This window comes from Pseudomonas sp. NY15435 (assembly GCF_048068295.1).
Taxonomy (GTDB): Bacteria; Pseudomonadota; Gammaproteobacteria; order Pseudomonadales; family Pseudomonadaceae; genus Pseudomonas.
In genome coordinates, this window is record NZ_JBLUQA010000004.1 from 463,973 (window position 1) to 489,582 (window position 25,610).

Sequence of the window (25,610 nt, forward strand, 5' to 3'; positions counted from 1 at the left end):
TGACTAGAGCGGGTGTGCCGGGTGGAAACGTATTTGGTTCTCTTACGGCACCAGCCCCCGGCGCTTACCGTGGGCTGGCGAAATCAAATGCTCAGAGCTTGGCTTCAAGCTTTTGTGGAGAGCCCCAGTCGTTTACCCACTGGTAGTCGACCTGGGTTCCAGGGCCAGGGGCTGCGCTCAGGTCGTGGAGCGGAAATACTTCGCTGGCTCCAGGGGCGACCATCTTCACGTCTTCCGGCTTGACCTGATAAGCCTTGCCATTGGTCTGGACGGTGATGGTGGAGAGCGAGACGTGGAAGGCACCACTGTTCGTAGCCTTCACACCGTAACCGGCGCCGCTCTGCACAACCGACCACTTCAGCCCTTGAGCAGACTCGGCGGGAGAGCCCGGCAAATCATCAGGGCGGTAGAAAATCTTGAGGCGCGAACGCACTGCCACCTGGAGGAAGTTGGCTTCCTTGTTCTTGGGCATGGGCGGCACGTCGAGTACGTTCAGCCAGAACACAGACTCCTGTTTCTTGGAGGCTGCCTCGTCACCGGTGTAAACCAGACGCAATGCCTGGCCCTTTTTTGGCTCCACTCGGGTAATGGGAGGAGTGATCAGGAATGGGCCATCGGCCTTGTCGGGCGTCAGTTTGGAATCGCCCCTGTCGACCCAGGCCTGAACCAGCGAAGGCTCTTCCGCGTTGTTGGTCATCTTGACCGTCACTTCTCTGTCCTTGGCGGGATAAACGACGCGGGATCCGGTGATGACGATGCCGGCACTGGCCATGCTGGACCACAGGACAGCTGCACTCATGCAGCCGGCGAACCACAGAGATTTGGAAGAGAGCTTGACCATCACACACCAACCTTAGAGAAGGAACGTCGGGAGCAAAGCGCTCCCGACGGGTATTGCAGCCACCCGATGCGGCGCAATGGCCGCACGACCTTAGTAGGTCAGGGTGATGTAGCCGTAGGTGTTGACCAGGCCCGAAGTGGCCGGCAGCACGTTGGCGTAGTACTGGCCGTAGTAGCTCACGGTGGCGCTGTTGGAAGCGTCCAGAGTCACGGCGTAGCCAGCGTCGTTGTTCAGGTCGATCACCTGCTGGTTCTGGTTCAGGACCTGGACCTGGACGTTGGAGCCGCCAGCGACCAGGTTCTTCAGGTTGCCGGAGGTCAGGTCAACGTTCGGCAGCGGCTCCCAACGCAGGGTCGGCGCGGCGGTGCAGTCGGTCAGGGAGAGGTCGAACTTCTTCGCACCGGAGACGCGGGAGTTGGCGCTGAAGGAAGTCGCACCAACCTTCGGCAGGCTGACAGCGACGTCGACCATCGGGTCGGAACCGTTGATCTTGCAGGTCTGGTCAACCACTTCACCGTCGAAGGTGACTTTGACGTCAGCAGCGTATGCGCTGATGGAGGCAGCGGAGACCAGGGCAGCTACGAGCAGCTTTTTCATTTGAATTTCTCAGCAGTGTTCTGGGAGGGTGGGGAACACCTTCCAGGGATCGAGCCACATCGTTGTTCCCCCGTGGCACATGTCGCCCCCCAGCGTGGGAGAACGACGCTGGCCATTCTCCGGACTGACAAACGCGGGCGCTGTCGGGGGCGTCTCTCGCGGCCGTCAGAAACTTCTTGTTCGAAATCCATCGAGGCCTTTCCCAGGCCTTTCGCGGCATTTTCGTAACCATTGCCGGACTGGCCCGTGCAGCAGATGCCGTGCAGCGTCCCGGGGAGGCTGCAAGCCGCAGAGGTGCAACACTGGAGAAACAAAAAAGGCCGCCTCCCTGGCGGGAGGCGGCCTCATGTGGAGCGAGGGGGCGATCAGCCGATCTTGTGGCCGTGTGCCTGCTGGTCAGCGTGGTAGGAAGATCGCACCAGCGGGCCGGAAGCGACGTTCTTGAAGCCCATCTTGGCGCCTTCCTCGGCAAACCAGGCGAAGGTGTCCGGGTGGACGAAGCGCTGCACCGGCAGGTGGTTGCGCGAAGGCTGCAGGTACTGGCCGAGGGTCAGCATGTCGATGTCGTGCTCGCGCATGCGATGCATGACTTCGATGACTTCCTCGTCGGTCTCGCCCAGGCCGAGCATCAGGCCGGACTTGGTCGGCACGTGCGGCACCATCTGCTTGAACTTCTGCAGCAGGTCGAGCGACCACTCGAAGTCGGAACCCGGACGAGACGACTTGTACAGGCGCGGGACGGTTTCCAGGTTGTGGTTGAACACGTCCGGCGGCTCGTTGGCGGTGATTTCCAGGGCGATGTCCATACGGCCGCGGTAGTCCGGGACCAGGGTTTCCAGCTGCACGCCGGGGGACAGCTTGCGGATTTCGCGCAGGCAGTCGGCGAAGTGCTGGGCACCGCCGTCACGCAGATCGTCGCGGTCTACCGAGGTGATCACCACGTACTTCAGGCGCAGGTCGGCGATGGCGATGGCGAGGTTGGTCGGCTCATCGACATCCAGCGGCTTAGGACGGCCGTGGCCAACGTCGCAGAACGGGCAGCGACGGGTGCAGATGTCGCCCATGATCATGAAGGTCGCGGTGCCGCCAGAGAAGCATTCGCCCAGGTTCGGGCAGGAGGCCTCCTCACAGACGCTGTGCAGCTTGTGCTTGCGCAGCAGCTGCTTGATGCGGTCGACCTCGGGGGAAACGGGGATGCGCACGCGAATCCAGTCGGGCTTCTTCGGCAGTTCGTCGGTGGGGATGATCTTCACCGGAATGCGCGCGACCTTTTCTGCGCCGCGCAGCTTGACGCCGACTTCCACCTTGCCCGGCTTGGTGGCCGGGGCGGCCTGGCCGGAATTCTCCACAACAGTGCTCATCTAGGTTAGATCCCGCCCGTTAGGGTCTTCTGTGCCGCGTAGCCAAGGCGTTCGACGAGTTCGCCACGTAGGCGCTCGCGCACATCGGCCAATGCGATGGGGCCGGCCAGCTGACTCAGCTGGGTCATGGCCATGCCTGCGTATCCGCAGGGATTGATGCGTCGAAAGGGTTCCAGGTCCATGTCCACGTTGAGGGCCAGGCCATGGAAGGAGCGGCCATTGCGGATGCGCAGGCCGAGGGATGCGATCTTCGCGCCGTCCACATAGACGCCCGGAGCGTCGGGTTTGGACACAGCGGTGACGCCGTAGCTGTCCAGCAGACCGATGAGGCTCTGCTCGATGCGCGAGACGAGGTCACGCACGCCGATACCGGAGCGGCGCACGTCGAGCATCAGGTAGGCCACCAACTGGCCGGGGCCGTGGTAGGTCACCTGGCCGCCGCGATCTACCTGGACCACCGGGATGTCGCCGGGGAACAGCACGTGCTCGGCCTTGCCCGCCTGGCCCTGGGTGAATACCCGCTCGTGCTCGAGCAGCCAGACTTCATCGGGCGTGACGGCTTCGCGCTCGGCGGTGAAGCGCTGCATGGCGTGCCAGGTCGGCTCGTAAGGAAGGATACCCAGCTCACGAAAGCCCAGCGTTTCGCCCATCAGAGCACCATGTGGACGCGGCCGGTGGCGCGCAGGTCTTTATGGATGTTCTGCAGTTGGTCGACGCCAGTGGCGGTGATCAGCACCTGCACGGACAGGAAGCGGCCGTTGCGGCTGTCACGGGTGACCAGGGTAGTGATGTCGAGATCCGGCGCGTGGCGCTGGATGACTTCGATGACCAGATCGGGGAAGCCTTCGCCGGCGTCGCCGATAACCTTGATCGGATAGCGTTCGCAGGGGAACTCGATCTTCGGCGCGGGTTGCTCAGTCGTATCGACGGTATCAGGGGTATCAGTCATGGCAATCGCGGGCGGGTGGCCCGCCTCCGCATGAGCGTCCTGGATGGGGGCGCTCCGGGTGGATCGGACGACGGCTGCCGGACCACAGGGGGGACCGGGCAGTCGCAGGCGGGCATTTTACCCGAGTTTGCGACTGCGCGGGCGGGTCAATCCCGGCCTTGTATACAAAAGTGCAAGGCCGGGACGAGCGGTCAGTTGAACAGACCGTAGAAGAACATGCGCAGGCTGTCCCAGATGCGACGGAAGAAACCACCCTCTTCCACGGCATTCAGGGCCACCAGGTCGGAGGTGCGGACAACTTTGTCACCCAGCTTGACCTCGACCTTGCCGATGACCTGGCCCTGCTGGATCGGCGCCACCAGGTTGGGCTCGACGACCATGTTGGCCTGCAGCTGCTTGAGCTGACCGCGCGGCACGGTCATGGTCAGGTCTTCGGACAGGCCGGCTTTGACTTCGTGATCGGAGCCTTTCCAGACCATGGCCTTGGTCAGCTCGGCGCCCTTCTTGTAGAAGGTCTGCGATTCGAAGAAGCGGAAGCCATAGGTCAGCAGCTTCTGGGTCTCGGCAGCGCGAGCCTGTTCGCTGTTGGTGCCGAACACGACGGCGATCATGCGCTGACCGTCGCGCACGGCGGAGGCCACCAGGCAGTAGCCGGCTTCGTCGGTGTGGCCGGTCTTCAAGCCGTCGACGGTCTTGTCGCGCCACAGCAGCAGGTTGCGGTTGGGCTGCTTGATGTTGTTCCAGAAGAACTCTTTCTGGGCGTAGATGGCGTAGTGGGTCGGCTCGCCGTAGATGATGGCGCGGGCCAGGACGGCCATGTCCTTGGCGGACGAGTAGTGGTCCGGGTTGGGCAGGCCAGTGGCATCCATGAAGTGGGAGTTGGTCATGCCCAGCTTCTGCGCGGTGGTGTTCATCATGTCGGCGAAGGCGTCTTCGCTGCCGGCGATGTGCTCGGCCAAGGCGACCGAGGCGTCGTTGCCGGACTGGATGATGATGCCGTGCAGCAGGTCGCTCACCGAGACCTGGGAGCCGACCTTGATGAACATGCGCGAGCCGCCGGTACGCCAGGCGTGTTCGCTGACGGTGACCAGGTCGGATTCGGCGATGCGGCCGCCTTCGATTTCCTTGGTGGCGATGTAGGCGGTCATCAGCTTGGTCAGGCTGGCGGGCGGCAGGCGCTCGTCACCGGCGTTCTCGACCAGGATGTTGCCGCTGGCGCCGTCCATCAGCACCCAGGCCTTGGCCGCGAGCTGCGGGGCGGCGGGAACGACTTCTGCTGCCCAGCTGGCCACGGGGGCGCTGAACAGCACGAGCAAGGACAGGCGTTTGGCGAAGTTGAAGATGTTCATCCGTCTCTCTGGGGTTCACTAATGGTCAAACAATCCCCCGCGGGGGAACTCGTGAGGCGGCCTCTAACGTGCCGCTATCGCACGTGCGGTGGAATCTCAGTCCAGGCGCACGAGCTTGGGTTGGCCAAGGTTGGCCACGCGGATGCTGTCCTGCATCCTGCTTGCTTCATCCTGCGTTCCGATCGGCCCCAGGCGCACCCGGTACAAGGTCTGCTGGTTGACCACGACCGAGCTGATAAAGGATTTCGCCCCCGTCAGGCCGCCGACCTTCTCCTTGAGAAGCTCCGCAGCGTCCGGGTTGGCGAAGGCACCCACCTGGAGATACAGGCCATCGGCTGGTAATGAAGCGTTTTTTTTTGAGTCGATCTGGACCGGCGCCACAGGCGCGGCGTGCTGCGCCGGTGGCGGGGTATAGGTTTCGATGGGCTGCGCCATGGCGACCGCTTGCGGCTGCGCGGAGGCAGGTTGCGAGGCCATCTTCGGCAGGGCCATGATCATCGGCGGCTGCTTGCCCTGGGAGGCCCACCAGCGGTCAGGGTCGATGCCTTCGACTTTGACGTGGGCGGTGCCGGTCTCGGCATAGCCAAGCTTCTTGGCGGCGGCGAAGGACAGGTCGATCACCCGGTCGGAATAGAACGGGCCGCGGTCGTTGACGCGGACGATGACGCTCTTGCCGTTGTCCAGGTTGGTCACGCGGACGTAGCTGGGCAGCGGCAGGGTCTTGTGCGCGGCGGTCATGCCGTACAGGTCGTATTGCTCGCCGTTGGCGGTGGCCTGGCCATGGAACTTGGTGCCGTACCAGGAGGCCGTGCCGACCACGTTGTAGGTGTTCGCGTTGTTGAGCGGGTAGTAGGTCTTGCCCAGCACGGTGTAGGGGTTGTTCTTGAACGGCCCGTTGTGCGGCATCGGCACGGCATCGGGGATGCGCGAGACATCGACATCCCACCAGGGCGCCCCGTCGCGGTGCGGACGGTTGTAGTCGTAGGGGCCGGAAATACCGCTGCTCACCTGCGGCTGCGGTTGCGGCGCGCGGTTACCAGTGCAACTGGCGAGGAACACGGTGCTCAGGCCAACGCAGGCGGCCAGCGACCAGAGGCCGGGACTTGCGATTCGCTTGCTCAATGGACACCTCGTGCCTTGGCGATCTCGCCGGCCAGCTGATGGACCGCCATGGCGTACATGGCGCTGCGGTTGTAACGGGTGATCACGTAGAAGTTCGGCAGGCCGACCCAGTATTCGGTGCCCTGCGCGCCTTCCAGGCGCATGGCGGTCACCATCAGGTCGTCGCGGATCACGTCATGGGTTCGCCAGCCCTGGGAGCGTAGCTGACCGAGGTTCATCTGCGGTTCCAGGCCCTGGGTGAGCGCGTCTTCGGCGGTGGAGGTGCCGATTTCCGCCTGCGACACCACCGGCTCGCCGGTATGCCAGCCGTGCTGCTTGAAGTAGTTGGCGACGCTGCCGATGGCATCGGTGGGGTCGCTCCAGATATTGATGTGGCCGTCGCCGTCGAAGTCCACGGCATAGGCGCGGAAGCTGCTCGGCATGAACTGTGGCAGGCCCATGGCGCCGGCGTAGGAGCCGTTCAGGGTGAGCGGGTCGACCTGCTGTTCGCGGGCCAGCAGCAGGAACTGCTTGAGCTCCTTGCGGAAGAATTCGGCACGCGGCGGGTAATCGAAGCCCAGGGTGGACAGCGCGTCCATCACCCTGAAGTTGCCGGTGTTACGGCCGAAGAAGGTTTCGACGCCGATGATGGCGACGATGTACTGGGCCGGCACGCCGTATTCCTGCTCGGCGCGGGCCAGTGCCTCGGCATTCTGGTTCCAGAAGTCCACGCCGCGGTTGATGCGCGCGTCGGTGACGAAGATCGGGCGGTATTCCTTCCAGGTCTTCACTCGCTCGGCCGGGCGGGAGATGGCGTCGAGGATGGACTGCTTGCGCTCCACGTCGTGGAAGACGCCCATGAGCTGCTCGCCGGCGAAGCCGTAGTCACGGGTCATCTCGCTGACGAACTCGGCGACCTGGGGTGAACCATCGTAGTCGCCCGCGTGGGCTGCGCCGGACATGCCGATCGCCCCCGCGATTCCGACCCAATGCACCCCCCTGGCAGCCCAGGCGCGCAGTACTTGCATTCCTTTCTTCACTCTTGTCATCAAACCTGGGCGATCCACTTCCGGTGGGTGTGAATCGACATCAAAACGCCGAACCCTGACATCAGGGTCACCAGCGAAGTTCCGCCATAACTAATGAAGGGCAGCGGTACCCCCACCACTGGCAACAATCCGCTGACCATACCAATGTTGACGAAGACATACACGAAGAAGGTCATGGTGATACTGCCGGCGAGCAACTTGCCGAACAGCGTCTGCGCCTGCGCCGTGATCACCAGCCCCCGGTAGATCACCAGCAGGTACAGCACCAGCAGGAGGCACACCCCGACCAGTCCGAACTCTTCGCCGAGCACAGCAATGATAAAGTCCGTGTGGCTTTCGGGCAAAAAATCCAGATGGGACTGCGTCCCCAGCAGCCAGCCCTTGCCGAACACACCGCCCGAACCGATGGCCGCTTTTGACTGGATGATGTTCCAGCCGGTACCCAGCGGATCGCTCTCCGGGTCGAGGAAGGTCAGCACGCGCTGCTTCTGGTAGTCGTGCATGACGAAGTACCACATGCCCACCGCGACCGGCACTGCGGCCGATACCGCCATGATGATCCAGCGCCAGCGCAGGCCACCGACGAACAGCACGAAGGAGCCGGACGCCAGCACCAGCATGGCGGTGCCCAGGTCCGGCTGCTTGAGGATCAGTACGAACGGCACCACGATCAGCGCAAGCCCCACCACGCTGTGCTTGAAGCCAGGCGGCAGGGCGCGCTTGGACAGGTACCAGGCGATGGTCATGGGCATCAGCAGCTTCATGAATTCCGCCGGCTGGAAGCGGATCACGCCGGGAATGTTGATCCAGCGGGTAGCGCCCATGGCGTTGTGGCCCATCACGTCCACGACCACCAGCAAGGCCACGCCGATCAGGTAGCCCAGCGGCACCCAGCGGGCGAGGAAACGCGGCTCGATCTGCGCCAGTACGAACATCGCCCCCAGGCCCAGGCCGAACGACGACGCCTGCTTGATCAGCAGATCCCAGCTCTTGCCGCTGGCGGAATACAGGACGAACAGGCCGACCGAGCCGAGGGTTACCAGCAGCAGAAGCAGCAGGCCGTCGATATGCAGGCGCTGCAGCAGGCTGGAGCGCCGCTTCATGACATCTTCGCTGGACAGCGTGCGGTCGAAATTACTGTTCATGGTCATGGTTTGGGCGCCTCCGCCGTGGCCTGCGGTGCGTATTCGGGTTTGAGCTTGCCGGTCTCATCGAGCAGCCAGGCGTCGGTCACCGCCTTGAGCACCGGCGCGGCGACGCCGGAGCCGGACTCGCCGTTCTCCACCATTACCGCCACGGCGATCTGCGGGTTGTCCGCAGGAGCGAAGCCAACGAACAGGGCGTGGTCGCGGTGACGCTCGAGCAGCTTGGAACGGTTGTACTTCTCGCCCTGCTTGATCGCTACCACCTGCGCAGTACCCGACTTGCCGGCGATGCGGTAGACCGACGTGGCGCCGACCTTGTGGGCGGTCCCGCGGGCACCGTGGACCACCTGCTGCATGCCGTAGTCAACCAGGTTCCAGTTGTTCGGGTCCTTGAGCTGGATATCCGGCATCGGGTCCTCGTCCACCGGAGGCTTACCGTCGATGGTCTTGGCCAGGTGCGGGCGAATCCACTTGCCCTTGTTGGCCAGCAGCGCGGTCATCTGCGCCAGTTGCAGCGGCGTGGACTGCATATAGCCCTGGCCGATGCCGAGAATCAGGGTTTCGCCGGGGAACCAGGCCTGCCGGCGCAGGGCGCGCTTCCACTGGCGCGACGGCATCAGGCCGTCGGCTTCACCATACATGTCCAGGGCGACGCGCTGGCCGAAGCCGAACTTGCTCATGTAATCGTGCAGGCGATCGATACCCAGCTTGTGGGCAAGATCGTAGAAGTAGGTGTCGTTGGAACGCATGATCGCGGTTTCCAGGGTTACCCAGCCGTCGCCCATGCGGTTCCAGTTGCGGTACTTGTGGTCGTAGTTCGGCAATTGGTAGTAGCCGGGGTCGAACACGCGACTCGTCGGAGTCACCACGCCAGCATCGAGGCCGGCGATAGCCACTGCGGGTTTCACCGTCGAGCCCGGCGGGTACAGGCCGCGCAGTACGCGGTTGTACAGCGGGCGGTCTTCGGAATCGCGCAGCGCTGCGTAATCCTTGAAGCTGATGCCGGTGACGAACAGGTTGGGGTCGTAGGCTGGCTGGCTGACCATCGCCAGCACTTCGCCAGTAGACGGCTGGATCGCCACGATGGCGCCGCGCCGGCCAGCCAGCGCGGCCTCGGCGGCAGCCTGCAACTTGCTGTCGATGCTCAGTACGATATCGCGCCCAGACACCGGTTCGGTGCGCTTGAGCACGCGCAACACGCGGCCACGGGCGTTGGTCTCGACTTCCTCGTAACCCACCGTGCCGTGCAGCGCATCCTCGTAGAATTTCTCCACGCCGGTCTTGCCGATGTGGTGGGTGCCGGAATAGGCCACCGGATCGAGCTTCTTCAGCTCCGCCTCGTTGATCCGCCCGACATAGCCGACCGAGTGGGCAAAGTGCTCACCCAACGGGTAATGGCGGACGAACTGCGCGGCCACGTCGACGCCGTTCAGGCGGTACTGGTTCACCGCGATACGGGCAATCTGCTCCTCGGACAGCTCGAACATGATCGGTACCGGCTCGAACGGCCGGCGCCCCTGCTTCATGCGCTTCTCGAAGATGGCCTTGTCTTCCTCGGTGAGGCCGAGGATGTCCACCAGGGTCTTGAGCGTGTCCTGCAGGTTCTCGGTGCGCTCGCGGGTGATGGTCAGGCTGAAGCTGGGACGGTTGTCGGCGATGATCACCCCGTTGCGGTCGAAGATCAGCCCGCGATTGGGCGGAATCGGCTGCACGTGGACGCGGTTGTTCTCCGACAGCGTCGAGTGGTAGTCGTACTGCGTCACCTGCAGGTGATACATGCGCGCCACCAGCACCAGGGCGAGCAGGAAGATCGCCACGCCGCCAACGATGACGCGGGCGCGGACCAGTCGGGCGTCCTTCTCGTGGTCCTTGAGCTGTATCGGCTGCGGCATCGAAAACGGCTACGACTACTTGTGGTAGGGGTGCCCGGACAGAACCGTCCAGGCGCGGTAGATCTGCTCGCCGACCAGGATCCGCACCAGCGGGTGCGGCAGGGTCAGCGGCGACAGCGACCAGCGCTGCTCACTGCGCGCGCAGACCTCCGGCGCCAGGCCTTCCGGCCCGCCGACCATGAGGTTGACGGTGCGCGCGTCCAGACGCCAGCGGTCGAGTTCCTGCGCCAACTGGGGGGTGCTCCAGGGCTTGCCTTCGACTTCCAGGGTGACGATGCGTTCCCCGGGCTGGACCTTGCTCAGCATGGCCTCGCCTTCCTGGCGGATCAGCCGCGCCACGTCGGCATTCTTGCCGCGCGTGTTCAGCGGGATTTCCACCAGTTCCAGGGACAGCTCCGAGGGCAGGCGCTTGACGTACTCCGCCCAGCCCTCTTCCACCCAGCGCGGCATGCGCGAGCCGACCGCGATCAGACGCAGACGCACGACAGGCTTACTCGGCGCTGTGGGACGCGCGGCTCTGCTCGGCGCCCTGCCACAGACGCTCCAGGTCGTAGAACTGGCGGGTGGCCGGCTGCATGACGTGGACCACGACGTTGGCGAGGTCGATCAGGACCCACTCGCCGCCTTCCTGGCCTTCGCTGCCGATCGGGCGCACGCCCTGTTCCTTGACCTTTTCCAGCACGTTGTCGGCCAGCGACTTGACCTGACGGCTGGAGGCGCCGGTGGCGATGACCATGACGTCGGTGATGCTGGTTTTCTCGCGCACGTCGATGACGGTGATGTCCTGCGCCTTGAGATCTTCCAGGGCGGCGATGGTCAGTTCGACCAGTTGTTCGGTTTGCATGTATGACTCTCTAGCTTGATCAGTGGGGCGCCTGGTACAGGCCGTGCGCCTCGATATAGTTCAATACCGCATCCGGCACCAGGTAGCGCACCGAGCGCCCCTGCGACAGGAGTTGGCGGATCTGGGTGGCGGAAACTGCAAGCGGCGTCTGCCAGACGAAGGTGATCTGCCCGGCGGGGCCGGTCATTGCCTTCGGGTCGGCAACACTGCGCGCCGCCAGCAGGTCGCGCAGGTCTTCCGGCGGCTCGCTGTCGGCATCCGGGCGCTGCAGCACGACGATATGACAGTGCTCCAGCAACTCTTCCCAGCGATGCCAGGTCGGCAGGCCGCAGAATGCGTCCCAGCCGACCAGCAGGAACAACTGGTCCTGCTCATCCAGCTCCCCACGCAGCGACTCCAGGGTGTCGATGGTGTAGGAGGGTTTGTCACGTTTCAGCTCGCGGTCGTCGACCACCAGCGGGTCGACGCCGGCTACTGCCAGCTCGACCATCGCCAGCCGCTGCTCCGGTTTCACCTGGGGGGTGTCGCGGTGCGGCGGACGGAAATTGGGGATCAGGCGCAACTCGTCGAACTCGAACTGTTCGGCCATCTCCAGCGCGCTGCGCAGGTGACCGATGTGCACCGGGTCGAAGGTGCCACCGAACAGACCGACCCGCCGGGAAAGCGCCTTGTTCATCAGGTCCGCACGTGTCCGTCACCGAACACCACGTATTTCTCGCTGGTCAGGCCTTCCAGGCCGACCGGGCCGCGGGCGTGCAGCTTGTCGGTGGAAATGCCGATCTCAGCGCCCAGGCCGTACTCGAAACCATCGGCGAAGCGAGTCGAGGCGTTGACCATGACCGAGGCCGAGTCCACTTCGGTGAGGAAGCGGCGGGCATCGGTGAAGTTCTCGGTGATGATGGCGTCGGTGTGCTGCGAGCCGTAGGTATTGATGTGCTCGATGGCCGAGTCGAGGCCATCGACGATGCGGATCGACAGGATCGGCGCGTTGTACTCGGTGCGCCAGTCTTCCTCGGTGGCTTCGAGCACGTCGGCGCCCAGCAGCGCACGGGTGGCGGCGTCGCCACGCAGTTCCACGCCCTTGTCACGGTAGATGGCAGCCAGCGGCGGCAACACGCGCTCGGCGATGCCGGCGTGCACCAGCAGCGTCTCCATGGTGTTGCACGGTGCGTAGCGCTGGGTCTTGGCGTTGTCGGCGACACGGATCGCCTTGTCCAGATCGGCGGCGACGTCGATGTAGACATGGCAGATACCGTCCAGGTGCTTGATCACCGGCACCTTGGCGTCGCGGCTGATACGCTCGATCAGGCCCTTGCCGCCGCGCGGGACGATGACGTCCACGTACTCGCGCATGGTGATCAGCGCGCCGACAGCGGCACGGTCGGTGGTTTCCACGACCTGCACGACGCTGGCGGGCAGGCCGGCGTCGGCCAGGCCCTTCTGGATGCACGCGGCAATCGCCTGGTTGGAGTGGATCGCCTCGGACCCACCACGCAGGATGGTGGCGTTGCCCGACTTCAGGCACAGGCTGGCGGCGTCAATGGTCACGTTCGGACGGGATTCGTAGATGATCCCCACCACGCCCAGCGGCACACGCATCTTGCCCAACTGGATGCCGGACGGCACGTAGCGCATGTCGCGGATCTCGCCGATCGGGTCCGGCAGCGTGGCGACCTGGCGCAGGCCTTCGATCATGTCGTCGATGCGCGCCGGGGTCAGGGCCAGGCGGTCGAGCATGGCTGGCTCCAGACCGTTGGCACGGCCATTGGCCAGATCCTGTTCGTTGGCTTCGGTCAGCTGGGCGCGGGCGGCGTCCAGGGCATCGGCTGCGGCCAGCAGGGCTTTGTTCTTCTGCGCGGTCGTGGCGCGCGCGACAACGCGCGACGCTTCACGGGCGGCGCGGCCCAGGCGGCTCATATAGTCGAGAACGGACTCGGTCATGATCTAACGCGTCTGCGTGAGGGAAATGATCGAGTATAGCTGGAGCATACCCTTAACGACCAGACGCAGCAGCCAGCCGGCACAGCATAAGCCAGAGCACCTAACCGTCTCCGATTCCAGTGCTCCAGGCGGAGCCGTCGGGCAAGTCCCATCGTCCCGACAAAACTTCAGCAAATATTAAGCGTCATTGATAATCGAAAGTGTATACCATCGCACCATTTACCGTTCCAGGAGCGGGCCTGGCGGCAAGACTGTAATATCTAAGAGCATAGTCATAGTTCTGTGTTGTATTCGCCTGAATGCTGCCAAGCGCATTTCTGACCTGTAGCGGAACCGGTGTATTGGCACCTTGACTAACAAGTTGAACGCCAATCCCCTGTGCAGCATCGACTCCTGACTGAACGCCAACAACCCCCTGCGCGGCGGAACTAACAGGAACACCAACCCCATCAAAAGTCACGCCAACCACAGCCGGACTGTCACAGTTCAGCTTGATGGTAAAAGGCACTGGCTTTCCTACCGTCCCCACCCCTACCAAAGTGGAGGCCTGCACAACTCCCAGATCGATAGTCAGGGGAGAAACCGTAGTACATGTAATTGAACGAACAGAAACATCGCCGACAAATCCGATATAATTACTAGAACCGCCCAAACCTACTGCCGACTGGTACACCCCGAAACCAAAGCGAGTTTGTGTCTCACTTAAGGCCCCACCCGTTATCTGACCTATTTTGACAAACTCGATTGAAACCGTAACAGAATAAGACAGATCGCTATTCAGGGTCCCCAGCAATGCATTGCGCGTATCACATTGGATTCCCGCAGCATTTTGCATGGGCTGGCCGCTGGAATTACGCAATCGAATACCAAGACCAGCCACCCCTGTTGAATAAACTCCAGGGAGAACTTCCGTGCCAGACCCGTAGTAGCAGGACACTATAGGAGCTCCGGCATATATACTTTTATTACCATCCGGATTCTGGCAAAGCCCACTAAATGTAAACATCCGCACTGTACCTGGGACAGTACTCCCATCCGCCAATCCGAATGGAACGGCAATATTATTAGCGGCCTGCAGATAAGGCATGGATGGCATCGAGGTACAACTTGCGGCCTGAGCGGTGCAGGAAAGGCCCAGTACAATCATAGAAAAAATCGCAACCAGAACTTTTCCCGCCAGGCAAGAGCAACACATTTTTTTACCCATAGATAACTCCAGCAACCTGAGCCAGGCGAGAAATAGAGCGCTCAGCACTCTCACAGGAAAAGATCGAATAAAAATGTTTAATTAATTTACTTACGAAAAACAAACACGCAAGCCAGATCCCCCCTCAGTCTCTGTAAGATTTCTCCCAAATCTCCGGAGACAGCCAAATACAGCGAACTTGTTTATTTGCATTACCGTCTCCCCCTGAGCAAGAAAGCCCCCAGCGACAAGGCCATTTCCCCGACTCCTTTGCTGGCTTGGCTGGAACCGCTGCGTACACCCGGCGCGCCTCTCCACCGCCCGAAGGTTGGGTAACCAAATTCGTATCGGCTGGTTACTTTGCAAGCATGGCTAATTGCCCCCGCCGTGCTCGCATGCCAGGGAATCAGGCCAGGGAAGAACAACAAGAGGCGGCCCACCGCCGGAGAACTGCCATGCGCTATCGCACCGATTACAGCGCCCAGTCCCTGACCGCCGCCCCGGCGGTGCTGGAACTGGACGGTTGGCAACTGCACTACCAGGCCTTCTCCTCCCGGGAAGATGACACTCGCCCGCCAGTCCTGCTGTTGGGTGGCGCATTCCAGAGCTTCCGCTCCTTTGCCAGCGAGGTCTCGGAGCTGCTCGCCGGGCACCCGGTGATCCTGCTCGACCTGCCCAGCCAGGGCGGCAACCTGCAACTGGCGCCGCAGCTGAGCCTGGAGGACCTGGCTGACCTGATCGCCGCCTTCGCCGAAACGCTGCAGTTGCCACCGCTGATGCCGATCGGGCTGTCCTACGGCTCGGCGCTGGCCGCGCTGTTCGCCGCTCGTCACCCGGCGCGCTGCGGCCGTCTGCTGCTGGCCGGTATCACCGCCTTTGGCCGTCCCGGCGCCCGCGCGCTATTGGTGGAAGCCTTGGCGCGCCTGGAACTGGGCGAGCAGACGCCCTTCGCCCACGGCGTGCTGACCGGCCTGATCAACCCGCTGCGGCTGGCCGACACCGGTGTCTCCCCGGTATTCCGCAAAGCCCTGCTACGCCAATTGCAGCGCCTGACCCCGGCGGAGATCGAACGCTATCGGCAGAACAGCCAGCGCCTGCTGGCCTTCGGCGGCTTCGACCGCCACCCACAATGCCCAACCCTGGTGCTGGCTGGCGAGTACGACCACTTCACCCAGCCCTGGGAACACGCCGAGTTCGCCCATGCCTGCGCGGACGCCGAATTCGCGCTGATCCACAATGCCGACCACCTGGCCCAGTTCGAGCGCCGCGACGCCTGTGCGCGGCTGTACAACCCCTTCCTGCGTGGCGAACCGCTGCCGCGCAGCGCGGCTGGCAGCACTCGCTTCCAGCGCCAGCAACTGCTGCATCTGGAGCGCCGCTTCGAGCCGCGCCTGGCGCCGGCCGACACTCGCGCCGTGCTATGCAATGGCGAAGGCGGCGAGTGGCGTTGCGAATTGGCGGAGCTGGGGTATTTCGGCGGATTGATCCGCGTCGAGTTGCCGATGGATCGCCCCGCGCGCGGCTGGAAGCTGACCGCCGCCGGACTGCCGGAGCTGGATATCCTGCCGCTGCGCTACAGCGGCGACGGCCTGGCATTCATCTTCGCCCACGGCGACCCACAGGCCAGCGCCGCGCTGGCAGCGATGGTAGTGCCGATGCAGCAGGGGGCGTGTGCGGCTTGATGGTTTGAATGTAGCGATTTCGGAGGCTGGGCTCTTCCCTCTCCCTGAAGGGAGAGGAGACTGGAACGGCATCATGCGAAACGTCAGATGCGCAGGCCTGCACGGAATGACTCCCTCTCCCCCTGGGAGAGGGCTGGGGGGAGAGGGAAGCGCGGGCACAAGCGCCCCGCATTGATAGTGTTCGCGAGCAAGCTCGCTCCTACAAAGAGCAGCTGCAGCGCATTCGGGAGGCTGTAGGAGCGAGCTTGCTCGCGAACCGCCCAGCTCAGGCGCTACACCCGCGCCTCGATCACCCGCACCAGACTCGGCATCCGCCCCTTCGGCAGTCCCAGCCCCACGCCATCCACCTGCGGATCGAGCACGCCCACCCGGCCGAACCCGCAACCGATGAACGCCTCCTCGATCTCCGTCGCACTGCGGTAATGCAGCGGATAACCGCCCCGCGTCAGCCGGCCGATCAGCCCGACGCCCCAGCGGATCTGCCGGTAGCGCGGGTGCTCGCGCAGGTCGGGATACAGCTCGGTCAGGTAGGTCGCCTCGGGGAACACCCGCAGCGCCGAGGACAGGCGACGCCAGAACCCCTCGATCACCGGCCGCTGGAAATAATTCACCAGCCCTTCGGTGATCACCGCCACAGGGCGGTCCGGGTCCAGTTCGGACAGCAGCGCGGCGAGGCACTGCTCGCCCTGCTCGGCGAGGATGTCCACAGCCCGCACGCGGTGCTTGCCATCCAGCCAGCCCTGCTCCTGCAGCAACGCGGACTTGCGCGCAGCCATGGGCGGCAGGTCGGCTTCCAGGTAGGTCAAGTGCGGATAGCGCTCGCGAAAGCGCCGCCCGCGAGGCGAGAGCCCGCAGGCGATCTCCACCACCTGGCTGACCCCGCGCGACTCGATGGCCTGGGTCAGGCGGGCATCGATCAGCAGGTGACGTTGTAACAGGAAGTCTTCGATATTCAGCCCGAAACCGATCCGCGCGCCCCAGTTGATCGGCGCCACACAGCCGTGCACCCAGCGGCCGAACGCGGTGGCAAAGGCCGGGTCGGCCAGTTGGTGGCGATACCAGACGTAACCGGTGTAGTGCGCGCTGGGGGTGATGTGGGCGCTGTCGGCCCGGATCCGTTCAGCCATGCTTAAGAATCTTGTTGTTATGATTCCCCAGCCTAAGACCGGCCCGAGAACCGCGACAATCCAATGCCCGCCGAACCCAACCTAAGTTTGCCCTGGCCCGGGGCCAATCCCCTGCCGGACGCCTTCTTCAACCGCGACGCCCTGACCGTCGCCCGCGAGCTGCTGGGCAAGGTGATCCGCCACCGGGTCGGTGATCTGTGGCTGTCCGCGCGGATCATCGAGACCGAGGCCTATTACCTGGCCGAGAAAGGCAGCCACGCCTCGCTGGGCTACACCGAAAAGCGCAAGGCGCTGTTTCTCGATGGCGGGCACATCTACATGTATTACGCCCGCGGCGGCGATTCGCTGAATTTCAGCGCCGGCGGCGCGGGCAATGCGGTGCTGATCAAGTCCGGCCACCCCTGGATGGACCGCATCTCCGGTGACGCCTCCCTGGCCTGCATGCGCCAGCTCAACCCCGCCGCCGACGGCAGTGAGCGAGCGCTGGGAAAACTGTGTTCCGGCCAGACCCTGCTCTGCCGTTCGATGGGCCTGAAGGTCCCGGACTGGGACGCCCAGCGCTTCGACCCGCTGCGCCTGTTCGTCGACGATCTCGACGAGACACCCTCGCAAGTTATCCAGGCCGCGCGCCTGGGCATTCCCCACGGCCGCGACGAGCACCTGCAGTACCGTTTCGTCGATGCCGCCTTCGCTCCCTTCTGCACGCGCAACCCACTGCGCCGCGGACAGGTCGAAGGCCATGACTACCACCTGCTCGGAACCCAGGACGCCACCTTCCGATGATCGACCTCGCCGCCTTCAACACCTGGATGGCCACCCATCCGCAATGGCTCGCCCTTGTTCTGTTCCTGGTCGCCTTCCTCGAATGCGCGGCCATCATCGGCATCATCCTGCCCGGCGTGGTGATGCTCTTCGCCATTGCCGTACTGGCCGGCAGCGGCGCGCTGGGGCTGGGGGAAACCCTGGCATTGGCGTTCTTCGGCGGCCTGCTCGGTGACTTGTCGTCCTACTGGATCGGTCGCCACTTCCATCAGGACATCCGCCGCCTGCCGGTGCTGCGCCACCATCCGGAATGGATTGCCAGCGCGGAAGGCTTCTTCCACCGCTATGGCGTGGCGAGCCTGCTGGTGGGTCGCTTCATCGGCGCGCTGCGGCCTTTCCTGCCGATGGTTGCCGGCATGCTGGACATGCCCTTCGGCCGCTTCGTCATCGTCTCCATCATCGCTGCCGCCGGCTGGTCCATCGCTTACCTGGTGCCCGGCTGGGCAACCGGCGCGGCCATGCGCCTGCCGCTGCCCGAAGGCTTCTGGCCGGAAGCCGGGGTGGTTGCCGCGTGCATCGCGGTGGTATTCGCCCTGGTGATCCACGCCGAGCTGCGCAAGGAGCGCAACGCACCGCTGATAGGCGCCGTCGGTTGCTTCGCCCTGCTGTTCGCCCTGCTGATCGGCTGGCCGCATCTGGACGCCCTGGACAAGGGCCTGATGGCGCTGGTGCAGGAGCACCGCCACGCCTGGCTGGACCACGTGATGGTCGCCGTCACCCGTGTGGGCGACTTCCGCACCCAGTTCATCGCCGGCGCGCTGCTGGCAGTACTGCTGGCCGCCCTGCGGCTGTGGCGCCACGCTTTCTTCGCCGCCGGCACCATGGTGGGCACCGCGCTGCTCAATACCACGCTCAAACATGTCTTCGGCCGCGCCCGACCGGAAGTGATCGCCGACCCGCTATCGGCCTTCAGCATGCCCAGCGGGCACAGTTCGGCGTCCTTCGCGTTCTTCCTGGTACTGGGCGTGCTGGCCAGCCGGGAGAAATCGCCGCGCGTACGCCTGACCTGGATGCTGCTGGCGGTGATCCCCGCCGCCAGCATCGCAATGTCCCGCGTTTACCTGGGCGCCCACTGGCCCAGCGACATCATCGCCGGCGCCCTGCTTGGCGCCGCGGTCTGCGCCGCCAGCCTGTGGATAAGCCAGCGCCGCATCGAATTGCCAGCACTGGCGCCCCGCATCTGGTGGAGCTTGCTGCCGACCGCCCTGGTGCTGCTGGCAGTGGCCAGCGCCTGGGGGCTCTCGGCGGCAATCCACCGCTACGCACCGCTCTGACCCGACCTCAGGCCCAGGGGCGCTCGCGCATCAGTTCGGCGCAGCGCAACTGGACGAATTCCCGCAACTGGGTCACCGCCCGGCTCAGCTGGGCGCGGTGGGTACAGAACAGATTCATCGGCGTGGCTTCGCCCAGATAGTCCGCCAGCGCCACTTCCAGCCGGCCGGCGCGCACGTCCGCCGCTACGTCCAGCCAGGACTTGTACACCAGCCCCTGCCCTGCCACGGCCCAGCGTCGCACCACATCGGCGTCATCGCAGAGCCGGTCGCCGCGCACCGTCACCTCATGCTGCTTGCGGCTGTCGCTGAAGCGCCAGCGCTCATGGGCGCGCCCACCCAGCATGTACAGCAGGCAGTTGTGCCGTTGCAGCTCGTCCGGATGCGTCGGCTTGCCGTGGCGGGAGAAATACTCCGGTGCAGCGCAGAGCACCCGCCGGTTATCCGGGGCCAACGGCAGCGCCACCAGATTCGAGTCACCCGGCAAGCCCAGGCGGAAGGCCACCTCCACTGGCTGCCGGTAGAGATCGGCCTGGCGATCGCTGATCAGCAGGCGCAGGTTCATCCGCGGGTGCAAGGCCTGGAACTCATCGAGCCAGGGCAGTAACACGTTACGGCCGAAATCCGAGGGTGCCGACACCTGGAAATTTCCGGCGATCTCACTCTTGCCACCGGCCAGCAGCTGGCGGCCGTCGTCCAGGCTCTGCAACGCCGCGCGGGCGTGGGCCAGGTACAACTCGCCCTCGGCGGTCAGGCGCAGGCTGCGGGTGGAGCGGGCGAACAGGCGCACATCCAGCTCGCTTTCCAGGCGCTTGAGCGCGGCACTGGCCACGGCCGGCGACAGCTCCAGCTCACGGGCCGCGGCGGAGAGACTGCCGCGCTCGGCGGTGCGGACGAATATCTGCAGGTCGTCGAAACGCAGCATTTTCAAAAATCCTTTGAAAGAGACTCTCTACTTACGCGGTTTTTCTCGCTGACGAAAGAGAGCAGCATGCCCTCACCTTCCCCGCCCAACTGGAGACACCCGGATGAGCCTGACCCTGATCGCCATCATTCGCGCCAAACCCGGCCGCGCCGACAGCCTGCAGGAGCGCCTGCACGGCATGCTCGAACCGTCCCGTGCCGAAGCCGGCTGCCTGCAGTACGACCTGCACCGCGACATCAAGGACGCCGAGCTGATCTACATGATCGAGCAATGGCGCGACGCGGAAGCCCTGGCCGAGCACGAGGCGAGCCCGCACTTCCAGGCCTTCGTCAAGGCCGCCGAACCCGATCTGGCGGAACTCGATATCCGCCTGATGAACCGCATCGACTGACCGCTCAGAGCGCATAGGAATTCCCATGAAAGCCATCGGCTACACCCAGAGCCTGCCCAGCAGCGACGCCAATTCCCTGCTCGACATCCAGCTGCCCGAGCCCACGCCCGGCCCGCGCGACCTGCTGGTGGAAGTGCGAGCCATCTCCGTCAACCCGGTGGACACCAAGGTCCGCCAGCGCGCCCAGCCCGCCCCAGGCCAGCACAAGGTGCTCGGCTGGGATGCCAGCGGCGTGGTTCGCGCGGTGGGCAGCGAGGTCAGCCTGTTCAAGCCGGGCGACAAGGTCTGGTATGCCGGCGACCTGACCCGCCCCGGCAGTAACGCCGAACTGCAATTGGTAGACGAGCGTATCGTCGGTCCGATGCCGCAGAGCCTGGACTTCGCCCACGCCGCCGCGCTGCCGCTGACCACCATCACCGCCTGGGAGTTGCTGTTCGATCGCCTGCAGGTGGCCGAGGGCAGCGCCAGCAAGGGCCAGAGCCTGCTGATCGTCGGCGCGGCCGGCGGCGTTGGCTCGATCCTTACCCAGCTGGCGCGCCAGCTCACCGGCATGACCGTGATCGGCACCGCTTCGCGCCCGGAAACCCAGGAATGGGTGCGCAACCTCGGCGCGCATCACGTGATCGATCACCGCAAGCCGCTGAGCGAAGAGCTCAAGCGTATCGGTGTCGGCGAAGTCACCCACGTGGCCAGCCTCAACCAGACCGAGCAGCATCTGCCCGAAATTGTCGCGAGCCTGCGCCCGCAGGGCCGCCTGGCGCTGATCGACGACCCGGAAAACCTCGACGTGCGCCTGCTCAAGCAGAAGAGCCTGTCGCTGCACTGGGAGTTCATGTACACCCGCTCGATGTTCCAGACCGACGACATGATCGAGCAGCACAAGCTGCTGCAACGCGTGGCCGGCCTGATCGACAGCGGCGTGCTGAAGACCACCCTGGGCGAGCACTTCGGCAAGATCGACGCGGCCAACCTGCGCCGCGCCCATGCGCTGCTGGAAAGCAACACGGCCAAGGGCAAGATCGTGCTGGAAGGCTTCTGACCTCTGGCACCGATGGGCTGTAGGGCGAATAACGCCCAAGGGGTTATCCGCTCTACAGTCTGCTCCTCGCCTCCAGGCACAGAAGTTCGCGAGCAAGCTCGCTCCTACTAAGAGCGCACCGGCGCTTCCGGCAACCTGTAGGAGCGAGCTTGCTCGCGAACCCGTGCGGGTCAGTCGGCGACCTTTGCTCCAGCGAGCAACCGGCAGAGTTTCTCGGTGGCGTCGAGCATCGCAAAGCTGGGCTTCTCCAGGTTGCGATCCGGCACCACCCAGAGCTGCCTGAGCCGCGTGGCGGCAAGCTGCTGCATGCCATTCCAACCGCGCAACTGGTCCTCGCTGGCCGCCAGGATCACCTGCGGGTCACGCGCCAGCACCGCCTCCTGGCCGACCTGCGGCGCCGGCAGATCGAGATCGGCGAACAGGTTGCGACCACCACAGACTTCCAGCGCCTCGCTGATGATCTGCCGACCGCCCACGGTATAGAGCGGGCGATCCCACACCTGGTAGAACACCTTGAGCGGCTGCTCACGGTGGTACTGCGCCCGCAACTGGGCCATGCGCGTATCGAAGGCTTCCGCCAGTTCACGCCCCTTCTCCACCCGTCCCAGGCGCTCGCCGAGTTCGCGGAACTGCCGGGAGATATCTTGCAGACGGTGCGGATCGGCCACGTAGACCGGAATGCCCACGGACTTCAGGCGCTGCAACTGCGCGTCAGGCACGGCGCCAGGCCAGACCAGCAGCAGGTCGGGCTGCAGGGCGAGAATCTGTTCGAGATTGACCTGGCCGTACCGGCCGACGGACGGCAAGCTCTTCAGCGATTCAGCACGCGGCCCGCCATCGAGCAGGCCGGCCAGCCGGTCGGCGGCGCCCAGTTCGAGGACCATGTCGGTGAGCGAAGGGGCCAGGCTGACCACCCGCTCCGCTGCCGCAATGGGGAAACCGGCGAGCAACAGGAGCAGGCAGACGACGCGGCGCATCAGGCCAGTTGGCGCGGCAGGCGGTACAGCCAGAGGATGACCAGGCTGGCGAAGCCCAGCAGCAGGACCGGCACACCATGCAGGTCGACCAGCACCGCCAGGGCACCGATCCAGGCCGGAATGCTGCCCACCAGTGCACCACGGCGCTGCGCGGCGCCCAGTGCCTGCCAGGCCGCAGGCTCGTCCGCGCCATCGCGAGCCTTGCCGGTAGCGATCAGCGCGTGCTTGTAGCGACGGAACAACGGCAGGGTGAGGAACATCGACAGCAGGCCGACGACGAACACCGGCGTGGCCAGCGTGTCCGAGAACGGCGCATCACCCACCAGCGCCAGCATCAGGTGCTGTGGTGCCAGCGCGAGCGCCAGCAGCAGCCACCAGAGCAGATTCAACCGGCGCCGGGCAGCGGCGCGGTTCACGAAGCGGATGCCTCGGCCTCGGCTTCGCCCTGATGCATGTTGCCCAGCATGTGGCCCAGCTTGCCTGCCTTGGTCTGCAGGTAACGCTTGTTGTGCGGGTTCAGGCCCTTCTGCAGCGGCACGCGCTCGGCGACGGTCAGGCCGTAGCCTTCCAGCGCCTTCACCTTGCGCGGGTTGTTGGTCATCAGCTTCAGCGAGCAGACGCCCAGGTGCTTGAGCATCGGCAGGCACATGGCATAGTCACGCTGGTCAGCGCCAAAGCCAAGTGCCAGGTTGGCTTCCACGGTATCGGCACCTTCGTCCTGCAGGGCGTAGGCGCGGATCTTGTTGAGCAGGCCGATGCCACGGCCTTCCTGACGCAAGTACAGCAGGACGCCGCGGCCTTCCTTGGCGATGGCCGACAGTGCGCCCTCGAGCTGGAAACCGCAGTCGCAGCGCAGGCTGAACAGCGCATCGCCGGTAAGGCATTCGGAATGCAGACGCCCCAGCACCGGCAGGCCGTCATCGAGCTTGCCCATGGTCAGGGCGACGTGTTCCTTGCCGGTTTCCTCATCGAGGAAGCCGTGCATGGTGAATTCGCCAAAGGGGGTGGGCAGCTTGGAGGCGGCGACGAAAACGACAGACACCGGAAACTCCTGAAAGATTTATCTAAGGAAGGAGGACCGGCATTGTAGCAGCAGCGCCGGCCGCACCGTCATTGCGAATTCTGCAAGATAAGCATCGACGCTTTTGATAGAAGCCGCGATGGGAAAGGCGGAATCAGTGCTTTGCCTGGATGTACATCACGCCCTGATCTTCCCGCCAGCCCACGCGATTGAGGTAGCTCATGCCCAGCAGGATGTCGGTGGGGAAGTCGCCTTCGAGTACCGCGGCTTCCACTCCCAGCACCTCGACGCCACCGAGCTTCACGCTGTTGAGCGTTACCCGCCAGCCCTTGACGGTGCCGCTGGCGGTGGAGGCCATCATCGGTGTGCCGCTGGCGCGGTAATCAAGCCCCAGGCGCCGGGCCTGGCCCTCGTTCATGGCCACCGACGTGGCGCCGGTGTCCACCAGGAACTGCGCATTCTGGTTGTTGATGGTGCCAGCCACCCAGTAATGGCCGCCGGTGCCACGGGCAATGCTGGTCTCGGCACGGGCCGTTGGCGCTGCGTAGCCGGCGTCGTTGTATTCGCGGGACAACTCGTACGTCTGCTCGACTCCACCAATGCGCAGCACCGCCTTGTGGCTGTCGGCGCTGACTACCTGCACGCCTTCGGGCCCGGTCTGACCGACCTTGAGCAGCTTGCGCTGGCCATCGATGTTGAGCACCGCGGCGCCGGGGAACAGCCCTACCACCCGCACCTGGGGCGCCGCCGTGGCAGCGAAGGCACAGAGTGACAGGCAGATCAGGGCGGACAGGCGCGGCATGAAGATCACTCCTTGGGCGGCAGCAGCGGTTTCAGCGGGGCGTAGGGCCATTGCCAGCGGGCGAAGATGCGCTCCAGTTCGCCGCTGCGGTAGAGCGCCTGCATGCGTGAATCATAGAGCTTGGCCAGCGCGCGCCCACGGTCATTGTTGGCGAAGCCAAGATACAGCGGAATCGAGCCGATATCGGTGATGTGGTAGACGCTGGCGTCGACGCCCCTGGCGTCGATCATCTCTTCCAATTCGGGGCGGGCGTCGATGAAGTAGTCGATGCGATGGCCATCGAGCATCGGCAGCGCCGAGCTGCGCCGCTGCAGTTCGTTGCGCTGCTTGAGGTGATCCAGGTAGCGGTCAAAGGCGTAGCCGCGCATCCACGCCAGGCGGTAGCGATCCAGCGTGGCGAGGGTCGGTTGGGGAGACGTCGTCAGGCCCAGCGCGCCGATGGGGTCGACGTCATAAGGCCAGTGCGGATAGATGATGTGGTCGATTTCGTTACGGTAGGAGCCGACCCAGGCGTCCGCCTCACCGCGCTGTACCAGCCCGACCGAGCGCACGTAAGGCTCGCTGCGCAGGCTCAGGCGTACGCCTTCGGGCTCGTAGAGCGCCCGCAGCAGGTCCCAGGCCAGGCCACGGCCATCGGCCTGGGTGTAGTTGACCCAGACCTCGCTGACCACGCGGATCTCCCCCGGCAACCCGGCGGGCTTTTCCGCAGGGGCTTCAGCGGCCCAGGCCGACAGCGAGCACAGGCACAGGAGCAGGCACAGCAGTCGGCGCATCGATCTTCCTCAGATCAGCCAGTGGGCCCAACCCCATGTCAGGCCTTGCATCACCAGCCAGGCGAACACGCCGGCCAGCACATCGTCCAGCATGATGCCGACGCCGCCGTGGACGTTGCGGTCGATCCAGCTGATCGGCCAGGGCTTGGCAATGTCGACGATGCGGAACACCACGAAACCGACCAGCAACCACCACCAACCTTCCGGCACCAGCCAGAGGGTGATCCACATGCCGACCATCTCGTCCCAGACGATGCCTTCATGATCGTGCACGCGCAGATCGTCGGCGACCTTGCCGCACAGCCAGAAGCCGAACAGCATGGTGACGCCCAGCATCAGCCAGTAGCCCCAGTCCGGCAGCATCTGCCAGAGTGGTATGAAGGGTAGCGCAACCAGCGAACCCCAGGTGCCCGGCGCCTTGGGCAGGGTGCCCGAGCCGAAGCCGAAGGCCAGGAAGTGCCAGGGATTGCTCCACACCGAATGGGGAACGGGTTGGGCCGGGGCCTGGTTGGGGTGTTCTGTCAC

Annotated in this window: 28 protein-coding genes; 5 read left to right on the forward strand and 23 right to left on the reverse strand. The window is 64.5% G+C overall.

Going from position 1 to position 25,610, the window contains the following annotated elements; all coding sequences use genetic code 11:
- Positions 1–91: 91 nt before the first annotated feature.
- The 15 genes from ACNFH5_RS12310 to ACNFH5_RS12380 all read right to left on the reverse strand — a co-directional run bounded on the left by ACNFH5_RS12310 (position 92) and on the right by ACNFH5_RS12380 (position 14,276).
- Positions 92–841 carry a molecular chaperone gene (locus ACNFH5_RS12310; protein ID WP_416746267.1) on the reverse strand — a complete coding sequence of 250 codons (750 nt, stop codon included), beginning with the start codon at positions 839–841 and terminating at the stop codon, positions 92–94.
- Between the two features lie 90 nt (positions 842–931).
- Positions 932–1,438 (reverse strand): fimbrial protein, encoded by a 507-nt coding sequence (locus ACNFH5_RS12315; protein WP_416746269.1) that lies wholly within the window; start codon positions 1,436–1,438, stop codon positions 932–934.
- 365 nt (positions 1,439–1,803) lie between these two features.
- Positions 1,804–2,799, reverse strand: coding sequence for a lipoyl synthase (lipA, locus tag ACNFH5_RS12320; RefSeq protein WP_416746271.1), 996 nt, complete (start codon positions 2,797–2,799; stop codon positions 1,804–1,806).
- A 5-nt stretch (positions 2,800–2,804) separates the two neighbouring features.
- Positions 2,805–3,449 carry a lipoyl(octanoyl) transferase LipB gene (lipB, locus tag ACNFH5_RS12325; protein WP_325436598.1) on the reverse strand — a complete coding sequence of 215 codons (645 nt, stop codon included), beginning with the start codon at positions 3,447–3,449 and terminating at the stop codon, positions 2,805–2,807.
- Positions 3,449–3,748 (reverse strand): DUF493 domain-containing protein, encoded by a 300-nt coding sequence (locus ACNFH5_RS12330; RefSeq protein WP_416746274.1) that lies wholly within the window; start codon positions 3,746–3,748, stop codon positions 3,449–3,451. Before ACNFH5_RS12330 ends, lipB begins: the two co-directional genes overlap by 1 nt.
- Before the next feature lie 191 nt (positions 3,749–3,939).
- On the reverse strand, positions 3,940–5,097 hold the full coding sequence (locus ACNFH5_RS12335; protein ID WP_416746276.1) for a D-alanyl-D-alanine carboxypeptidase family protein: 1,158 nt from the start codon (positions 5,095–5,097) through the stop codon (positions 3,940–3,942).
- 96 nt (positions 5,098–5,193) lie between these two features.
- Complete coding sequence (locus tag ACNFH5_RS12340) at positions 5,194–6,219, reverse strand: septal ring lytic transglycosylase RlpA family protein (protein WP_416746278.1); 1,026 nt, start codon at positions 6,217–6,219, stop codon at positions 5,194–5,196.
- Entirely contained in the window at positions 6,216–7,238 is a 1,023-nt protein-coding gene (gene mltB, locus ACNFH5_RS12345; protein WP_416746280.1) for a lytic murein transglycosylase B, read from the reverse strand. Before mltB ends, ACNFH5_RS12340 begins: the two co-directional genes overlap by 4 nt.
- An 8-nt stretch (positions 7,239–7,246) precedes the next feature.
- A complete protein-coding gene (gene rodA, locus ACNFH5_RS12350) occupies positions 7,247–8,350 on the reverse strand; it encodes a rod shape-determining protein RodA (protein ID WP_416746467.1) in 1,104 nt (367 codons plus the stop codon).
- A 44-nt stretch (positions 8,351–8,394) separates the two neighbouring features.
- Entirely contained in the window at positions 8,395–10,284 is a 1,890-nt protein-coding gene (gene mrdA, locus ACNFH5_RS12355) for a penicillin-binding protein 2 (protein WP_416746282.1), read from the reverse strand.
- Positions 10,285–10,299: 15 nt separating this feature from the next.
- The gene (gene rlmH / locus ACNFH5_RS12360; RefSeq protein WP_015475414.1) at positions 10,300–10,767 is read right to left on the reverse strand and encodes a 23S rRNA (pseudouridine(1915)-N(3))-methyltransferase RlmH; all 468 of its coding nucleotides are present in this window, start codon (positions 10,765–10,767) and stop codon (positions 10,300–10,302) included.
- 7 nt (positions 10,768–10,774) lie between these two features.
- Entirely contained in the window at positions 10,775–11,128 is a 354-nt protein-coding gene (gene rsfS / locus ACNFH5_RS12365) for a ribosome silencing factor (RefSeq protein WP_024763994.1), read from the reverse strand.
- A 19-nt stretch (positions 11,129–11,147) separates the two neighbouring features.
- Positions 11,148–11,804 carry a nicotinate-nucleotide adenylyltransferase gene (gene nadD, locus ACNFH5_RS12370; RefSeq protein ID WP_416746285.1) on the reverse strand — a complete coding sequence of 219 codons (657 nt, stop codon included), beginning with the start codon at positions 11,802–11,804 and terminating at the stop codon, positions 11,148–11,150.
- On the reverse strand, positions 11,804–13,069 hold the full coding sequence (locus ACNFH5_RS12375; RefSeq protein ID WP_416746287.1) for a glutamate-5-semialdehyde dehydrogenase: 1,266 nt from the start codon (positions 13,067–13,069) through the stop codon (positions 11,804–11,806). Before ACNFH5_RS12375 ends, nadD begins: the two co-directional genes overlap by 1 nt.
- Positions 13,070–13,253: 184 nt before the next feature.
- Positions 13,254–14,276, reverse strand: a complete 1,023-nt coding sequence (locus ACNFH5_RS12380; protein WP_416746289.1) for a fimbrial protein — start codon at positions 14,274–14,276, stop codon at positions 13,254–13,256.
- A 434-nt stretch (positions 14,277–14,710) separates the two neighbouring features.
- Here ACNFH5_RS12380 and ACNFH5_RS12385 point away from each other — a divergent pair, with 434 nt between their 5' ends.
- A complete protein-coding gene (locus ACNFH5_RS12385) occupies positions 14,711–15,937 on the forward strand; it encodes an alpha/beta fold hydrolase (protein WP_416746291.1) in 1,227 nt (408 codons plus the stop codon).
- Between the two features lie 272 nt (positions 15,938–16,209).
- Here the strand turns inward: ACNFH5_RS12385 and ACNFH5_RS12390 are convergent, their stop codons facing one another.
- A complete protein-coding gene (locus ACNFH5_RS12390; RefSeq protein WP_416746292.1) occupies positions 16,210–17,064 on the reverse strand; it encodes a class I SAM-dependent methyltransferase in 855 nt (284 codons plus the stop codon).
- 63 nt (positions 17,065–17,127) lie between these two features.
- Here ACNFH5_RS12390 and ACNFH5_RS12395 point away from each other — a divergent pair, with 63 nt between their 5' ends.
- Positions 17,128–17,847 (forward strand): DNA-3-methyladenine glycosylase, encoded by a 720-nt coding sequence (locus ACNFH5_RS12395; protein ID WP_416746294.1) that lies wholly within the window; start codon positions 17,128–17,130, stop codon positions 17,845–17,847.
- Positions 17,844–19,160 (forward strand): bifunctional DedA family/phosphatase PAP2 family protein, encoded by a 1,317-nt coding sequence (locus tag ACNFH5_RS12400; protein ID WP_416746296.1) that lies wholly within the window; start codon positions 17,844–17,846, stop codon positions 19,158–19,160. The genes ACNFH5_RS12395 and ACNFH5_RS12400 overlap by 4 nt, the downstream gene beginning before the upstream one ends.
- A gap of 7 nt (positions 19,161–19,167) precedes the next feature.
- On the opposite strand, the gene ACNFH5_RS12405 is transcribed toward ACNFH5_RS12400, so the two are convergent.
- Complete coding sequence (locus ACNFH5_RS12405; protein ID WP_416746298.1) at positions 19,168–20,082, reverse strand: LysR family transcriptional regulator; 915 nt, start codon at positions 20,080–20,082, stop codon at positions 19,168–19,170.
- 103 nt (positions 20,083–20,185) lie between these two features.
- On the opposite strand from ACNFH5_RS12405, the gene ACNFH5_RS12410 reads away from it, so the two are divergent.
- The gene (locus ACNFH5_RS12410) at positions 20,186–20,473 is read left to right on the forward strand and encodes a putative quinol monooxygenase (RefSeq protein ID WP_416746301.1); all 288 of its coding nucleotides are present in this window, start codon (positions 20,186–20,188) and stop codon (positions 20,471–20,473) included.
- A gap of 25 nt (positions 20,474–20,498) precedes the next feature.
- The gene (locus tag ACNFH5_RS12415; protein WP_416746303.1) at positions 20,499–21,512 is read left to right on the forward strand and encodes a zinc-binding alcohol dehydrogenase family protein; all 1,014 of its coding nucleotides are present in this window, start codon (positions 20,499–20,501) and stop codon (positions 21,510–21,512) included.
- A 170-nt stretch (positions 21,513–21,682) separates the two neighbouring features.
- Here ACNFH5_RS12415 and ACNFH5_RS12420 read toward each other — a convergent pair whose 3' ends face one another.
- The 6 genes from ACNFH5_RS12420 to ACNFH5_RS12445 form a co-directional block, all read right to left on the reverse strand.
- Entirely contained in the window at positions 21,683–22,489 is an 807-nt protein-coding gene (locus ACNFH5_RS12420; protein ID WP_416746305.1) for a cobalamin-binding protein, read from the reverse strand.
- Positions 22,489–22,905 (reverse strand): MFS transporter, encoded by a 417-nt coding sequence (locus tag ACNFH5_RS12425; RefSeq protein ID WP_416746307.1) that lies wholly within the window; start codon positions 22,903–22,905, stop codon positions 22,489–22,491. The genes ACNFH5_RS12420 and ACNFH5_RS12425 overlap by 1 nt, the downstream gene beginning before the upstream one ends.
- Positions 22,902–23,531, reverse strand: coding sequence for a GTP cyclohydrolase II (gene ribA / locus ACNFH5_RS12430; RefSeq protein WP_416746309.1), 630 nt, complete (start codon positions 23,529–23,531; stop codon positions 22,902–22,904). The genes ACNFH5_RS12425 and ribA overlap by 4 nt, the downstream gene beginning before the upstream one ends.
- Positions 23,532–23,664: 133 nt before the next feature.
- A complete protein-coding gene (locus ACNFH5_RS12435; protein WP_416746311.1) occupies positions 23,665–24,312 on the reverse strand; it encodes a retropepsin-like aspartic protease family protein in 648 nt (215 codons plus the stop codon).
- A 5-nt stretch (positions 24,313–24,317) separates the two neighbouring features.
- A complete protein-coding gene (locus tag ACNFH5_RS12440; protein ID WP_416746313.1) occupies positions 24,318–25,085 on the reverse strand; it encodes a substrate-binding periplasmic protein in 768 nt (255 codons plus the stop codon).
- 9 nt (positions 25,086–25,094) lie between these two features.
- Entirely contained in the window at positions 25,095–25,610 is a 516-nt protein-coding gene (locus tag ACNFH5_RS12445) for a phosphatidylglycerophosphatase A (protein WP_192434968.1), read from the reverse strand.